15 protein-coding genes and 1 riboswitch are annotated in these 13,408 nt (G+C 62.5%); of the genes, 10 read left to right on the top strand and 5 right to left on the bottom strand.

From position 1 onward, the window contains the following. Nucleotides 1-16 precede the first annotated feature (16 nt). A riboswitch (cobalamin riboswitch) is annotated at nt 17-234 on the top strand. Between the two features lie 86 nt (nt 235-320). Beyond that, entirely contained in the window at nt 321-728 is a 408-nt protein-coding gene (locus ACR0MM_RS12490; RefSeq protein ID WP_480696469.1) for a hypothetical protein, read from the top strand. Nucleotides 729-731: 3 nt separating this feature from the next. Here the strand turns inward: ACR0MM_RS12490 and ACR0MM_RS12485 are convergent, their stop codons facing one another. Then, nucleotides 732-1,235, bottom strand: a complete 504-nt coding sequence (locus ACR0MM_RS12485) for a protein-tyrosine phosphatase family protein (RefSeq protein ID WP_093964312.1) — start codon at nt 1,233-1,235, stop codon at nt 732-734. A 155-nt stretch (nt 1,236-1,390) separates the two neighbouring features. Between ACR0MM_RS12485 and ACR0MM_RS12480 the strand changes: the two genes are divergently transcribed. The 3 genes from ACR0MM_RS12480 to recR all read left to right on the top strand — a co-directional run bounded on the left by ACR0MM_RS12480 (nt 1,391) and on the right by recR (nt 4,216). Then, nucleotides 1,391-3,145, top strand: coding sequence for a DNA polymerase III subunit gamma/tau (locus ACR0MM_RS12480; RefSeq protein ID WP_170457403.1), 1,755 nt, complete (start codon nt 1,391-1,393; stop codon nt 3,143-3,145). Between the two features lie 86 nt (nt 3,146-3,231). Then, nucleotides 3,232-3,576, top strand: coding sequence for a YbaB/EbfC family nucleoid-associated protein (locus tag ACR0MM_RS12475; protein ID WP_170341387.1), 345 nt, complete (start codon nt 3,232-3,234; stop codon nt 3,574-3,576). Nucleotides 3,577-3,622: 46 nt separating this feature from the next. After that, on the top strand, nt 3,623-4,216 hold the full coding sequence (gene recR / locus ACR0MM_RS12470; protein ID WP_480696466.1) for a recombination mediator RecR: 594 nt from the start codon (nt 3,623-3,625) through the stop codon (nt 4,214-4,216). Nucleotides 4,217-4,287: 71 nt separating this feature from the next. On the opposite strand, the gene ACR0MM_RS12465 is transcribed toward recR, so the two are convergent. Next, the gene (locus ACR0MM_RS12465) at nt 4,288-4,785 is read right to left on the bottom strand and encodes a lactoylglutathione lyase family protein (RefSeq protein ID WP_480696464.1); all 498 of its coding nucleotides are present in this window, start codon (nt 4,783-4,785) and stop codon (nt 4,288-4,290) included. Between the two features lie 196 nt (nt 4,786-4,981). Here ACR0MM_RS12465 and ACR0MM_RS12460 point away from each other — a divergent pair, with 196 nt between their 5' ends. After that, a complete protein-coding gene (locus ACR0MM_RS12460; RefSeq protein WP_170341383.1) occupies nt 4,982-5,470 on the top strand; it encodes a hypothetical protein in 489 nt (162 codons plus the stop codon). Here ACR0MM_RS12460 and ACR0MM_RS12455 read toward each other — a convergent pair. Further along, nucleotides 5,467-6,108: a ribonuclease T2 family protein gene (locus ACR0MM_RS12455; RefSeq protein WP_480696462.1), complete on the bottom strand. Its 642-nt coding sequence runs from the start codon at nt 6,106-6,108 to the stop codon at nt 5,467-5,469. The genes ACR0MM_RS12460 and ACR0MM_RS12455 overlap by 4 nt on opposite strands. A 130-nt stretch (nt 6,109-6,238) precedes the next feature. On the opposite strand from ACR0MM_RS12455, the gene ACR0MM_RS12450 reads away from it, so the two are divergent. Next, nucleotides 6,239-7,000 carry a DUF1013 domain-containing protein gene (locus ACR0MM_RS12450; protein WP_170342353.1) on the top strand — a complete coding sequence of 254 codons (762 nt, stop codon included), beginning with the start codon at nt 6,239-6,241 and terminating at the stop codon, nt 6,998-7,000. A gap of 50 nt (nt 7,001-7,050) precedes the next feature. Then, on the top strand, nt 7,051-7,440 hold the full coding sequence (locus tag ACR0MM_RS12445; protein ID WP_480696460.1) for a hypothetical protein: 390 nt from the start codon (nt 7,051-7,053) through the stop codon (nt 7,438-7,440). Nucleotides 7,441-7,481: 41 nt separating this feature from the next. Here the strand turns inward: ACR0MM_RS12445 and ACR0MM_RS12440 are convergent, their stop codons facing one another. Then, nucleotides 7,482-8,510 carry a permease gene (locus ACR0MM_RS12440; RefSeq protein WP_480696458.1) on the bottom strand — a complete coding sequence of 343 codons (1,029 nt, stop codon included), beginning with the start codon at nt 8,508-8,510 and terminating at the stop codon, nt 7,482-7,484. Then, on the bottom strand, nt 8,503-8,811 hold the full coding sequence (locus ACR0MM_RS12435) for an ArsR/SmtB family transcription factor (RefSeq protein ID WP_093964304.1): 309 nt from the start codon (nt 8,809-8,811) through the stop codon (nt 8,503-8,505). The genes ACR0MM_RS12440 and ACR0MM_RS12435 overlap by 8 nt, the downstream gene beginning before the upstream one ends. 134 nt (nt 8,812-8,945) lie before the next feature. Between ACR0MM_RS12435 and pdxR the strand changes: the two genes are divergently transcribed. The 3 genes from pdxR to pta all read left to right on the top strand — a co-directional run bounded on the left by pdxR (nt 8,946) and on the right by pta (nt 13,336). Beyond that, nucleotides 8,946-10,406 (top strand): MocR-like pyridoxine biosynthesis transcription factor PdxR, encoded by a 1,461-nt coding sequence (gene pdxR / locus ACR0MM_RS12430; protein ID WP_480696456.1) that lies wholly within the window; start codon nt 8,946-8,948, stop codon nt 10,404-10,406. 125 nt (nt 10,407-10,531) lie between these two features. Next, nucleotides 10,532-12,307, top strand: coding sequence for a sulfoacetaldehyde acetyltransferase (gene xsc, locus ACR0MM_RS12425; protein WP_093964302.1), 1,776 nt, complete (start codon nt 10,532-10,534; stop codon nt 12,305-12,307). Between the two features lie 21 nt (nt 12,308-12,328). Next, nucleotides 12,329-13,336 (top strand): phosphate acetyltransferase, encoded by a 1,008-nt coding sequence (gene pta / locus ACR0MM_RS12420; protein WP_475145059.1) that lies wholly within the window; start codon nt 12,329-12,331, stop codon nt 13,334-13,336. The last annotated feature ends 72 nt before the right edge of the window (nt 13,337-13,408 follow it).

The raw sequence follows: 13,408 nt of genomic DNA, 5'->3' as shown, positions 1-13,408 counted from the left end.
TCGATCCCGGATACACCGCTAGCGATGAGGGGATGGTTCCCGTGCCGTTTCGGTCCGGGATGAAAAGGGAACACGGTGCGGTCCAACCCGGAACTCCGGAGCGGACCAAGGCCGCGACTGCCCCCGCAACTGTAGGCGGAGAGCGATGCCTAAATACCACTGACCGCAAGGTTGGGAAGGTCGGCAAAGCAAAGACCCGCAAGTCAGGAGACCTGCCATCAAACGTGAAACCGAAACTCGGACGGGGTGTCCGGGCAGGGTCTGGCCTTGAAACCGGCGTCTGTCCAAATCCACCTCGCCCAGCGCGCGGAGGGCGCAACATGATTTGGAAGACCGATACCCATAAATTCGCGGCAACCATCTGCCAGCGCACCGGAAAGACCTGCCCGGCATTGGCGCGCATGGCACGGGCCATCGCGCAGGCAATGGCGACGGCGCAGGCCGCTACATCCCCCGACTTCCAAGTGGAAGGCAGTAGCGAACTGGCCCATTGCGAACATGGCTGCACGGCGCGGTTCGATGCACGTCCCGAACGGATCCGCGTGTATTGCGGATCGGCCGCCGCCACCCCGTCCTTCCGTCTTGAAACCTATGCCGACATGCTGTTTGACGACCAGAGCGACGCCCTGCCCTCGCAGGTCATCGGCGATCGACCCTGTGCGATGCTGCAGGCCACGGCGATCATGCCCGTGGTCAGAGCCGAGCGCGAGTTCCGCGCAACCGCCTGAAGGTCAGGTCGCCAGTGCCTCGCGCGCCGGGGCGACGGCCCAGTCCATCTGAGCATCAGTCTCGACCGCGCAGGGGCGTACGGCCCGCAGGCGTTTCAGGGCCTGTTCCGGCTGCTCGCCGCTTTCGATCATCAAGCGCAGAACAACCATGCCCGACCGTCCGCAACCGCCCCGGCAGTGGACCAGTACCCGCCCGCCGCCCGACAGCGCATGGCGGGCGGCGGCGCTGACTTCGGGCCAGCGGCCGGATATCTCGGTCGACGGCGCTGAGAAGTCGGCGACCGGCAGATGTGCCCACCGACAGGCGCGCCGATGAATGTCACAGCCCAATTCGCCTGCACCCACAGAAACCAGTTCGGCAAGGGTAGTCATCGAAATTACCAGCCCCGGCGCCCAGGCTGAAATCAGGTCCAGGTCTCCCTCATAGTCGCCGCCACCGCCGGGAACCGAGGTCAGGGCCAGCGTACCGCCGCCCACCTGCAATGCATGAACCACAAGATTTGTCATCAGACGTTCCCCCCGAAACTGGCTGATTGAACTCGATCCGCGCAGTATGCCTCACACCGCGCGCTCGCCAAAGCGAAAAACCTGCACCGGCGCTGTGGACGCGGGGCACCGGGAACTCTACCCTGCATCGTCAGTACGAATCCGTCAGAGCAGACATGACCACACAGTCCAGCCCCGCCTATCAGGTTCTCGCACGAAAATACCGCCCGGAAACCTTTGCCGACCTGGTCGGTCAGGATGCCATGGTGCGCACGCTGAAAAACGCGTTCGAGGCGGACCGGATCGCGCAGGCCTTCATCATGACCGGCATCCGTGGCACCGGCAAGACGACCACGGCCCGGATCATCGCCAAGGGCATGAACTGCATCGGACCCGACGGCAATGGCGGCCCAACGACCGAACCCTGCGGCCAGTGCGAGCATTGCGTGGCCATCATGGAAGGTCGCCATGTGGACGTGCTGGAAATGGACGCCGCCAGCCGCACCGGCGTGAACGACATCCGAGAGATCATCGACAGCGTGCGCTATCGCGCCGCCAGCGCGCGGTACAAGATCTACATCATCGACGAAGTCCACATGCTGTCGACCAGCGCCTTCAACGCGCTGTTGAAAACGCTGGAGGAACCACCCGAGCATGTGAAATTCATCTTTGCCACGACCGAGATCCGCAAGGTTCCGGTCACCGTGCTGTCGCGTTGCCAACGGTTCGACCTGCGCCGGATCGAGCCCGAAGTGATGATCGGCCTGCTGCGCAAGATCGCCACCGCCGAGGGCGCGGAAATCTCGGATGACGCGCTGGCCCTGATCACCCGCGCCGCCGAAGGCTCGGCCCGGGATGCGACCTCGCTGCTGGATCAGGCAATCAGCCATGGTGCCGGCGAAACCACCGCCGACCAGGTGCGCGCGATGCTGGGACTGGCCGACCGGGGCCGCGTGCTGGACCTGATGGACATGATCCTGCGCGGCGATGCGGCCGGGGCCCTGACCGAACTGGGCGCGCAATATGCCGAGGGCGCCGACCCGCTGGCGGTGTTGCGCGATCTGGCCGAAATCACGCATTGGGTCTCGGTGGTAAAGATCACCCCCGACGCAGCCGAAGATCCCACCGTATCGCCCGATGAACGCACCCGCGGCCAGCAGATGGCCGAAGCGCTGCCGATGCGGGCGCTGACCCGGATGTGGCAGATGCTGCTGAAGGCACTAGAGGAAGTCTCGGCCGCCCCCAACGCCATGATGGCCGCGGAAATGGCGGTGATCCGCCTGACCCATGTGGCCGATCTGCCCAGCCCGGAAGAGTTGATCAAACGCCTTCAGGACAGCCCTCCGCCGCCCGTCGGCGGGCCGGGGGGCGGCGTTCCGGTTGCCGGCAACACCGCCCCGCCCGTGACCGCGACGGCCTCGGCCCATGCGCCCACCCCGCGCGGTGTGGGCGGCGCGCCCACGGCGGCGTTGGCCCAAGACGTGCAGACCGCGCTGGCGCGTTATCCAACGTTTGAGCATGTGGTCGAGCTGATCCGCTCCAACCGTGACGTGAAGCTGCTGGTCGAGGTCGAGAACGGCGTCCGCCTCGTCTCGTACCAGCCGGGCCGGATCGAGTTCACGCCCACCGAAAAGGCGCCCACCGACCTGGCCGCGCGGCTCGGGTCCGCGCTGCAGCGCTGGACCGGCAATCGCTGGGCGGTCTCGATCGTCTCGGACGGGGACGCGCCCACCATCGCCGAACTGCGCGACGCGGCCGAGCTGGCGCTGAAGGCCAAGGCCGAAGAACACCCTTTGGTTCAGGCGGTTCTGACACAGTTCCCCATGGCCCGCATCACCCGGATTGAAACACCCGAGGACCGTGCGGCCAAGGTCGAAACCGAAGCCCTGCCCGAGGTCGAAGACGAATGGGACCCGTTCGAGGAAGACTGATCATCCGCGCAGAAGGCGCGCTGCCCTTGTGAAGGACGCAGACGGCCCGTATTTAGGCCGCAAATCGAATGACAGGAGACATACAGATGCTCAAAGGACTCGGCGGTCTGGGCGACATGGCCAAGATGATGAAATCCGCGCAGGAACTGCAGACCAAGATGGCGCAGATGCAGGAAGAGCTGAACACCATCATGGTCGTCGGCGAATCCGGCGCGGGCCTGGTCAAGGCCGCGGCCTCGGCCAAGGGCGAACTGAAAGGTCTGGACATCGACCCCTCGATTTTCAACAGCGACGACAAGGAAGTGGTCGAGGACCTGATCCTGGCCGCAATCAAGGACGCGCAGACCAAAGCCGCCGAGCGGTCGCAGGAAGAAATGGCCAAGCTGACCGAAAGCATGGGCCTGCCGGCGGACATCAAGCTGCCGTTCTGATCTTCGCCCCTCAAACCCCCGCCGCCAAAGCCACGCAGGACAGGCCATGAGTTCGAACAGTGACATCGACGCCCTGATCGATCTGATGGCCAAGCTGCCGGGGCTGGGACCGCGCTCGGCCCGGCGGGCGGTGCTGCACCTGATCCGCAAACGCGCCCTGCTGCTGACGCCGTTGTCGGACGCCATGCAGCAGGTCGCCGCCACCGCACGCGAATGCCTGAACTGCGGCAACGTGGGCACCACCGACATCTGCGACATCTGCAATTCCGAAGACCGCGCCACCGGTGAGCTGTGCGTGGTCGAAGACGTGGCCGACCTGTGGGCGATGGAGCGCGCAGGTGTGTTCAAGGGCCGCTACCACGTGCTGGGCGGAACGCTCTCGGCGCTGGACGGCGTCGGACCGGAAGATCTGCGCATCCCCCGCCTGCGCGACCGCGTCACCGCCGAGAACATCACCGAAGTGATCTTGGCCCTGAACGCCACCGTCGACGGGCAGACCACGGCCCATTACATCGCCGATCAGCTGGAAGGCCTGGTCCGCCTGACCTCACTGGCGCAGGGCGTGCCGATCGGGGGCGAACTGGACTATCTGGATGACGGGACGATCACCGCAGCGCTGCGGGCGCGTAAAGAACTGTAGCCGCGGCGTGCTGCCTGCAAGCAGCACGCTCTTGCCCCACCTCGAGTGCAAGGAACCACTTGACCCATCGGTCAGGTGTAGGCACCCGACGAGTAGGTCAATTCATAGGAATGGCTGTAGATCTCGAAGACGATGCCGAACGGATCCTCGACATAGACCATGCGGTAGGGTTTCTCGCCGGGGTAGTAGTATCGGATAGGCATGCGTTGTTTCCCGCCGGCCGCCACGATTTTTTCCACCAAGCCTTCGACATCAGGATCCTGGACGCAGAAATGGAACGTCCCGTTCCTGCGAAAGTCAATGTTGTTTTCCGGCGCGTAGTTTCCATCAAACTCAAAAAGCTCGATCCCGATACGATCGGCGGTCGCCAGATGCGCGATACGCAGTTTTTTCCAATTCTGGCCAAACACGTCCGTGCACATCACGCCGATGTCCGTGTCATCCTCGACCACGTCGGTTGGCGGCATGATCACGTAAAATCCCAAAACCTCGGAATAGAATTTCACGGCTTCGTCCACGTTCGGGACGGACAACCCGATGTGAGAGAATGTTCTTGGATGTTGAGGCATGGCTTGCTCCTTGGTCTATTGGGCAAGACGTATTTTGCAACGTCCTTGTTTCAAGCGCCCGCCCCACAAGGCAAAGCCGTGTTGTTCCATGCACATAGATCATCATGCACTGCTGCCGAGGCCTAGAATGATCTTTCCGTCGACCCCGCACCGTGTACTATGCCCTAGCCTGACCCATTTGATATCGGAACCCGCCATGAAACGCCTTCTCGCCCTGACCTTCGCCGCCTTCACCGCCACTTCCGCGTGGTCACAGCAACTGGTCGACAAGGGGTTCGTCGAAGGCTGGAACATCATGATGGACCCCAATCTGGGCAACGGCTGTCTGATCCAGACGGTGTATCAGGACCTGTCCGTGGTGCGCCTGGGCTACGATGCGCTGGACAATCGGGGCTATTTCACCGTTTTCCACAAGGGGTGGGGCAACATCGAGCCCGGCAAATCCTATCCGATCCGGTTCGAGCTGGACGGCAAGAGCTTTGACGCCACAGCCATCGGGTTCAAGCAGGATCGGGTGCCCGGTGCGACCGTGTTCTTCACCGACCGGAACTTTGTTGCGGCCATCGCCCAGAACAAGACGATGACGATCTACAACCCCGCAGGCGAGCGGGTTTTGGCGATCGATCTGAAGGGCACCGCCAAGGCATTGGACTATGCGCGGGACTGCCAGAACAAGAAGCTCTAGCGAATCGGATCGAACAACGCATCCGAAGCGGTGCAGTCCCGGATCACGTCCCGCCCACAGGGCACCGGGTCCAGATCACGTGACAGACAGACGCGCACTTCTTCGATGTAACCGTGCTTGCAAGTGACGGTGATCATGTCCGGCTCGAGCCCCGGATTGGCGTCGAGGAAGGCATCCTCGACCACGCGCGCCGGCAGTTTCACGGCTTTGTCCAACTTGCGAAACTCCGGCGGTCGGGTGATGCGGTCATAGGCTTGCCGGGACAACGCGTAGTAGTCCGCTGCGGACAGGCCCGAACAGGTGCCGTGTTTCTTCCACTGGTGCCAGGCCAGACCCGAACTGCCTTGAATATCTTCCATCTGTCGGGTCATCGCACGGGACGGCGGCGCCTTGGCTGTCGGGCAATAGGAGGGCCAGCCCTGGTGGTATTGCGGCCACAACCCGTGCAGGATCCAGCCGTGATCGTGGCGCGCATCGCATTGGTCGGATCCGCGCGCGTCGCCTTCGCGGGCGCACCAGTTGGGCGACCAGCTCAGAGACAGGACGTAATAGTCGAACTCGCCTGACTTCTCGCCATCGGCCAGCGCGGCCATCGCGCCGAAAATCCACACCAGCAGCCCCAATAACGCCCAGCGCATTCGCCTCTTCCCTTCTTGCATCTGCACGACTATATACGGGCCAAGTTCCCCGACAACGGAAACCTGCCCCAAGACCACGGGGCCGCCGAATTCCGGCGACGGGACAGATGTATTCAAAGGAGACGGGCTGATGGCAAAACCCCTGATGGCCAAGGCAACCGCCGTTTGGCTGGTGGACAATACCACGATCAGCTTCAAGCAGATCGCGGATTTCGTGGGCATGCACGAGTTGGAAGTGCAAGGCATCGCTGATGGCGATGTGGCGGCAGGCGTCAAAGGGTTCGACCCGATCGCCAACAACCAGCTGACCCAGGAAGAGATCGACAAGGCCGAGAAAGATCCGCTGCACAAGCTGAAGCTCAAGTTCAACCCGGCCGCCGCCGGCGAGGAAAAGCGCCGCGGTCCGCGCTACACGCCGCTGTCCAAGCGCCAGGACCGCCCGAACTCGATCCTGTGGCTGGTCAAGTTCCACCCGGAGCTGAGCGATGGCCAGATCGCCAAACTGGTTGGCACCACCAAGCCCACGATCCAGTCGATCCGCGAGCGCACCCACTGGAACATCGCCAACATGCAGCCGATCGACCCGGTCGCGCTGGGCCTGTGCAAACAGTCCGAACTGGATGCCGCCGTCCAGAAAGCCGCCGCCAAGAAGGCCGCCGAAGGTGGCGTCATGAGCGATGACGAGCGCCGCAAGCTGGTCTCGACCGAACAGTCGCTGGAAATGGATGCCGCTCCCAAGATCCCGACGGCGATCGAGGGGCTGGAAACCTTCTCGCTGTCCGATGACGGCGACGAGGAAAAAGAAGACGAAGCAGTGGTGGATGCCGACAGCTTCTTCAACCTGCCCAAGGGCGGTGCCGAAGAAGACGACGAGGACGATCTGCGCAACTGACACTGTGCTGGCCCCGGTCCGATGGACCGGGGCCTTTTTGGAACTGGACCATGCTGAACATTCTATCGTATATCTTCGGGCCGCACCGGGCGGTTTCGATTTACGCTTTCGCAAAAACCAAGGGACTGGCCATTCTGGGCGGCATGGCCGTTATCGCCGTAGCTGCCGGTCTGCTGCTGTTCAGCGGCGATGGGAAACACGAACACGAAGCGTATATGACCGTTCCTGTACTGTCGGCTACGCCAATCAATGGTGATCTCAAGAACGGGGTCATCGCGTCGGTTCGATTGCCGGACGGATCGGCAACTTCAATCACCGCGACCGAGGCGCCGATCGCGCGCAGTGTCGGAACCACGGCCTGTGTGGAAAAACGGGTTTTCGTGGACAGCGGCGAACCGCGCTATCGGTTCAAATTGCCAAGCAACTGCGGCGCAAGCTGATATACAGAACCGCCCGAAGAATACTCCGGGCGGTTTTCTTCTTACAAAAGCTGGAACAGAATCCCTGCTGCAATGGCTCCGCTAATCCCAAGCCCGATATAGGCTGCGAACACACGGGGTTTGACCAGAGACCAGACAGCCGCCATGGCCGGAATGGAACTGACGGCCCCGGCGATCATGAAGGACATCGCCGCGCCCGCGCTCATCCCCTGCTCCATCAGGCCGGCCAGAAGAGGCGGCGCGACATACGAATTCAGGTAGGCCGGCATCCCGACAAAGGCGGCGATCACGATCGGCAAGGCACCGTCGCCACCAACCAGCCGCGCGATCAGATCAGCCGGAACATAGCTGACAAGCAGCGCCTCGAGCACATAGGCCAGAGCGAGCCACTTCAGCAGGAACAGGCCGTTCTGCACGAATTCCCGACGGAACCGGACGCGGCGTTCGGGCTCTTGCCAAAAGCGCCAAAGCAGCTTGTCTTTCTTCGGACCGCAGCCACAGCATCCGGCCGGTTCATAGTGGCGCAAAGGTTGGGCAAAGGCACCCTGACGCATGAGAAAACGCACCGCGAACCCGCCGAACAATCCCAGTGCAACGGCTGCAACGGCTTTGCCGATCGCAAACGGCCAGCCCAAAGCGCCCGCCGTGATCAAAAGCGTGGGCGGGTCAATCAACGGCGAGCTTAGCCAGAAGGCCATGACCGCCGACAAGGGCGCACCCAATGCGAGCAGGCCTGCGATGAACGGGATCACCTCGCAAGAGCAGAACGGAGCCAACCCGCCGAACAACGCGGCCAGCAGGATCATCCGGGTTTCGCGGCCCTCGAAGGCCCGGGCAACCATAGTCTCGGCCCCGCTGGCCTTGAGGTAGGACAGCAACAGCACTGCAAACAGGATGTACTGACCGGTGTGCACCAGAGCCTTGGCTGCAAAAGTCGTGACGTTCACCCAATTGCCTGGGTCCAGAATTACCACAAGCACAAGGATCGCCACGATCAGGGCCCAGGGTGCCTTCAGCAGACCGGACAGGGTTTGACCAACGGCCTTCGGGGATTGGGTCAATTCAGCCATCGTTGGCAACCTTTCTGGATTCATCCGCGCAGCATTCGCTGAGGATGAACTGCGCCAGTGATCTCAATTCATCGAAACATGCTCGGTTGATTGTGGTCCGCCCGGATTTCTCCTGCTCGACCACGCCGCCCGCCGCCAAGAATCGCAGGTGATGAGCCAGGGTGGACGGTGCCATCCCGGTCCGACTTTGGATTTCTCCGACCGTCAGACCGGCCTGTCCGGCCCGTACAAGGGTCTTGAGCACCTGCAATCGCGCCTCGGACCCCATCGCGGAAAACCCTGCAGCAGCTTTTTCCCACATTTGGTTATCTCCATTAAACTGGATTTCTAGTTTTTTAGTGATAAGTAAAACCCGTGTCAACCGTATGGGTAAATTTCCGTTGATCCCGAATAAGTCCAGATTGCCCTGTATTTAAGTCCAACATATAACGAGGCATGGGAATTTCGGTCGATACCTTCTTTCTGAAACCGGGCGGTCAGGGCACTCTGCAGGCGCAGATCCAGCAGATGATTGCCGAGGGCATCCTGTCAGGCCGCTTTCATGTCGGTGAGAAACTGCCGTCGTCGCGCAAACTGGCCGCGCATCTGGGTGTCAGCCGCATCACCGTGACGCTGGCCTATACCGAGTTGCTGGCAAATGACTATCTGACGGCCAAAGGCCGGTCCGGTTACTACGTGTCACAGAACGCGCCGGTGCCACCGAAATACACACCGGTTCAGCGCAGCGAAGAAACCGTCAACTGGGACACCGCACTGGCCCGCCGTTTTTCCGACGGTGATTTTCTGGCCAAGCCACCGGATTGGCGGGAATACAGCTATCCGTTCATCTACGGCCAGGCCGACCGCACCCTGTTTGATCATGCGAACTGGCGCCTCTGTGCCGTTCGGGCCCTTGGCCACAAGGATTTCGACTCGCTGACCGGCGACTACGTGGATCAGGACGATCCGTTGCTGATCGAGTTCATCGCCCGCCACACGTTGCCCCGCCGCGGTATCGCCGCTCGACCCGAGGAAATTCTGATCACGCTGGGCGCTCAGAACGCCCTTTGGCTGACCTCGCGCATTCTTCTGGGCCATGGGCGCAAGGCGGCGATCGAGGATCCCAGCTACTACGCTCTGCACGAGCTCATGCGCTGCTCGGATGCCTCGATGACCCCATTGCGGGTGGACAAGGATGGGTTACCGCCCGAGTCCATCCCGGACGGCACCGACGTGATCTACACCACGCCCAGCCACCAATGCCCGACAACCGCGACAATGCCCGTCGCCCGGCGTCACGACCTGTTGAAACGCGCCCGCGAACTGGACGCGATGATCGTCGAAGATGACTATGAGTTCGAGATGGCCTTCCTGGGTGCCCCGTCCCCGGCGCTCAAGTCCTTGGACAAGGATGGGCGTGTGGTCTACGTGGGCAGCTTTTCCAAGTCTTTGTTCCCGGGATTGCGGCTGGGGTACATGGTCGGATCCGAACCGTTCATCCGCGAGGCTCGTGCGCTGCGATCGCTCGTTTTCCGACACCCACCCGGCCATATCCAGCGAACGGCGGCCTATTTCCTGTCGCTCGGGCACTATGACGCCCAGATACGGCGTATGTCCAAGGCTCTGATGCAGCGGCGCAAGACGATCGAGGACGCGATCGAGGCGAACGGGTTGACCGTGGCCGGACGCGGCGTCTTTGGTGGATCGTCGATGTGGATGAAGGCACCGGACCATGTCGACACCGCAGAACTGGCGAAAACGCTTCAAAATCAGAGTGTTCATATCGAGCCCGGTGCCGCGTTCTTCTCGGGGCCGGATCGGCCCAGGAACTATTACCGCCTAGGGTACTCTTCGATCTCGGCTGACCGGATACCCGCGGGAATCGGGCGGGTTGCGGCCGCAATCCGGGCCTGCTGAGGCCACACTGGACCTACTCCGGCGCCGTGTCTGGCCCTAACCCAGATGCCCCCGTTGCGCCAAAACCAATGGCAAGCCAAGGCGTATCGCCTGACCGTTTCCACCATTGCTTGGAGAGCGTCCAAATGAAAATGACGACAGAAGAGGCCTTTGTTAAGGTTCTGCAGATGCACGGCATCGAACACGCGTTCGGGATCATCGGCTCGGCCATGATGCCGATCTCGGACCTGTTCCCCAAGGCCGGGATCATGTTCTGGGACTGCGCTCATGAAGGCAGCGCCGGCATGATGGCCGACGGCTACACCCGCGCCACCGGCAAGATGTCGATGATGATTGCGCAGAACGGTCCCGGCATCACCAACTTCGTCACTGCCGTGAAAACCGCCTACTGGAACCACACACCGCTGCTGCTGGTCACACCGCAGGCGGCGAACAAGACCATCGGACAGGGCGGCTTTCAGGAAGTCGAGCAGATGAAGCTGTTCGAGGACATGGTCGCGTATCAGGAAGAGGTCCGCGATCCATCCCGCGTCACCGAGGTTCTGAACCGCGTGATCATGAAAGCCAAGCGCGCCAGCGCCCCGGCTCAGATCAACATCCCGCGTGACATGTGGACTCAGGTCATTGACGTCGAACTGCCCGCGGTCGTCGATTTCGAGCGTCCCGCAGGCGGTGAAACCGCTGTCGCAAAGGCCGCCGAACTGCTGTCGAACGCCAAGAATCCCGTGATCCTGAACGGAGCGGGCGTGGTGCTGGCCAAAGGCGGCATCGAGGCCTCGAAGGCCCTGGCCGAGCGGTTGGATGCGCCGGTTTGCGTCGGCTACCAGCACAACGACGCCTTCCCCGGTAGCCATCCGCTGTTTGCCGGTCCGCTGGGCTACAACGGGTCCAAGGCAGCGATGGAGTTGATCAAGGAAGCCGACGTGGTCCTGTGCCTCGGCACCCGCCTGAACCCGTTCTCGACCCTGCCGGGCTATGGCATGGAATACTGGCCGGCCGACGCCAAGATCATCCAGGTCGACATCAACCCCGACCGGATCGGCCTGACCAAGAAGGTCTCGGTCGGTATCGTCGGCGACGCGGCCAAGGTGGCAAATGGCATCCTGGCGCAGCTGAGCGACACGGCCGGAGACGAAGGCCGCGCCGAGCGCAAGGCCAAGATTGCCGAGAAGAAGTCGCGTTGGGCCCAGCAGCTCAGCAGCATGGACCACGAGGACGACGATCCCGGTACCAGCTGGAACGAGCGCGCACGCGCGGCCAAGCCCGACTGGATGAGCCCCCGCATGGCATGGCGCGCCATCCAGGCCGCGCTGCCGAAAGAAGCCATCATCAGCTCGGACATCGGCAACAACTGCGCCATCGGCAACGCCTACCCGTCCTTTGAGGAAGGTCGCAAGTATCTGGCCCCCGGCCTGTTCGGACCGTGCGGATATGGCCTGCCCGCCATCGTCGGCGCCAAGATCGGCTGCCCGGACGTGCCCGTAGTGGGTTTTGCCGGTGACGGCGCCTTCGGCATCGCGGTGAACGAGCTGACCGCCATCGGCCGCGAGGAATGGCCTGCCGTGACTCAGATCGTGTTCCGCAACTACCAGTGGGGCGCGGAAAAACGCAACTCGACCCTGTGGTTCGACGACAACTTCGTGGGCACCGAACTGGACACCAAAGTGTCCTATGCCGGCATCGCTCAAGCCTGCGGCCTGAAGGGTGTCGTCGCCCGCACCATGGACGAGCTGACCGCCGCCCTGAATCAGGCCATCGAAGACCAGAAGAACGGCATCACCACCCTGATCGAAGCCCTGATCAACCAGGAACTGGGTGAACCGTTCCGCCGCGACGCGATGAAAAAGCCCGTGGCGGTGGCCGGCATTTCGGCCGACGATATGGTGCCGCAGCAGGTCTGAGCGGGAACGGAGCTGGAGCGGATGACCCTGACACCCATCGAGTTGTTGCGTCAGCAAGCTCCGGCAATCCGGCCAATCGTTGCTCTGAGCGAAGGCAGTGATCCCCGCATCGTTGCGGGGGCGCTTGCCGCCCGGTCCGCAGGGCTGTCCGACATCATCCTTGTCGGTCCGCGGGCAGAAATCGAGACCGAGCTTCTGGCGCAGGGCGCCGCACCGGGCGATGACCTTTCCATCCATGACCCGACCGAGTCGCCGCTGACCGAGGAGTTCGCGGCCATCTACCACGATCTGCGCCGGCACAAGGGCGTTGATGCGGCGTCGGCCCGGTCCGCGGCCGAAACGCCCTTGGTTTACTCGGCCATGCTGGTCCGGACGGGGCGCGCCACGGGAACGGTCGGCGGCGCTGTTCACACGACCGGTGATGTGGTCCGTACGGCGATTCAGGTGATCGGCCTGGCCCCGGATGCCGGATTGGTGTCCTCGTTTTTCCTGATGTACCCGCCGGATCCGGGCGGACTTGATGCGCGCGCGATGCTGTTTTCCGATTGCGGGCTCGTGATTGATCCGACCGCATCGGAACTGGCCCATATCGCGGCGGCCTCGGCCCAGTCGGCCCGGGCCATCCTGCGGGAACAGCCGTCACTGGCGATGCTGAGCTTTTCGACCAAAGGCAGTGCAAGTCATCCCGGTGTCGACAAGGTCACCGAGGCAACACGTCTATTGCGCGAACAGCATCCCGAGCTGCACGTCGACGGCGAGCTGCAATTCGACGCAGCTTTCCACCCCCCCGTCGGCCAGAAGAAGGCTCCGGGATCCACTGTGGCCGGCAAGGCCAACGTCATGATCTTTCCCAATCTGGACGCGGGAAACATCAGCTACAAGATCACCCAGAGGATCGGTGGATACATGGCGATCGGTCCGGTGCTGCAGGGTCTGGCCCGACCGGCGAATGATCTGTCCCGCGGCTGCAGCGCCGAGGATGTCGAACAGATGATCGCCGTGACCGTGCTGCAGGCATTGGGAACATGACCATCAAATCTGGCGCCATCGTCAGAACAGTATTCTAAATCCGGGCTGAAAGTGACAAGTTCGTCCCGACGC

This window comes from Ruegeria sp. BC6 (assembly GCF_056539185.1).
Note: the sequence above shows the minus strand (reverse complement) of the source record. Positions and strands in the feature narration are given on the sequence as shown.

Coding starts and splice junctions, on each gene's coding strand:
- ACR0MM_RS12490 (WP_480696469.1), top strand. CDS start 321: ATGATTTGGAAGACCGATACCCATAAATTCGCGGCAACCATCTGCCAG.
- ACR0MM_RS12485 (WP_093964312.1), bottom strand. CDS start 1,235: ATGACAAATCTTGTGGTTCATGCATTGCAGGTGGGCGGCGGTACGCTG.
- ACR0MM_RS12465 (WP_480696464.1), bottom strand. CDS start 4,785: ATGCCTCAACATCCAAGAACATTCTCTCACATCGGGTTGTCCGTCCCG.
- pdxR (WP_480696456.1), top strand. CDS start 8,946: ATGGGAATTTCGGTCGATACCTTCTTTCTGAAACCGGGCGGTCAGGGC.
- ACR0MM_RS12445 (WP_480696460.1), top strand. CDS start 7,051: ATGCTGAACATTCTATCGTATATCTTCGGGCCGCACCGGGCGGTTTCG.
- ACR0MM_RS12460 (WP_170341383.1), top strand. CDS start 4,982: ATGAAACGCCTTCTCGCCCTGACCTTCGCCGCCTTCACCGCCACTTCC.
- ACR0MM_RS12450 (WP_170342353.1), top strand. CDS start 6,239: ATGGCAAAACCCCTGATGGCCAAGGCAACCGCCGTTTGGCTGGTGGAC.
- recR (WP_480696466.1), top strand. CDS start 3,623: ATGAGTTCGAACAGTGACATCGACGCCCTGATCGATCTGATGGCCAAG.
- ACR0MM_RS12475 (WP_170341387.1), top strand. CDS start 3,232: ATGCTCAAAGGACTCGGCGGTCTGGGCGACATGGCCAAGATGATGAAA.
- ACR0MM_RS12455 (WP_480696462.1), bottom strand. CDS start 6,108: ATGCGCTGGGCGTTATTGGGGCTGCTGGTGTGGATTTTCGGCGCGATG.
- xsc (WP_093964302.1), top strand. CDS start 10,532: ATGAAAATGACGACAGAAGAGGCCTTTGTTAAGGTTCTGCAGATGCAC.
- ACR0MM_RS12435 (WP_093964304.1), bottom strand. CDS start 8,811: ATGTGGGAAAAAGCTGCTGCAGGGTTTTCCGCGATGGGGTCCGAGGCG.
- ACR0MM_RS12440 (WP_480696458.1), bottom strand. CDS start 8,510: ATGGCTGAATTGACCCAATCCCCGAAGGCCGTTGGTCAAACCCTGTCC.
- ACR0MM_RS12480 (WP_170457403.1), top strand. CDS start 1,391: ATGACCACACAGTCCAGCCCCGCCTATCAGGTTCTCGCACGAAAATAC.
- pta (WP_475145059.1), top strand. CDS start 12,329: ATGACCCTGACACCCATCGAGTTGTTGCGTCAGCAAGCTCCGGCAATC.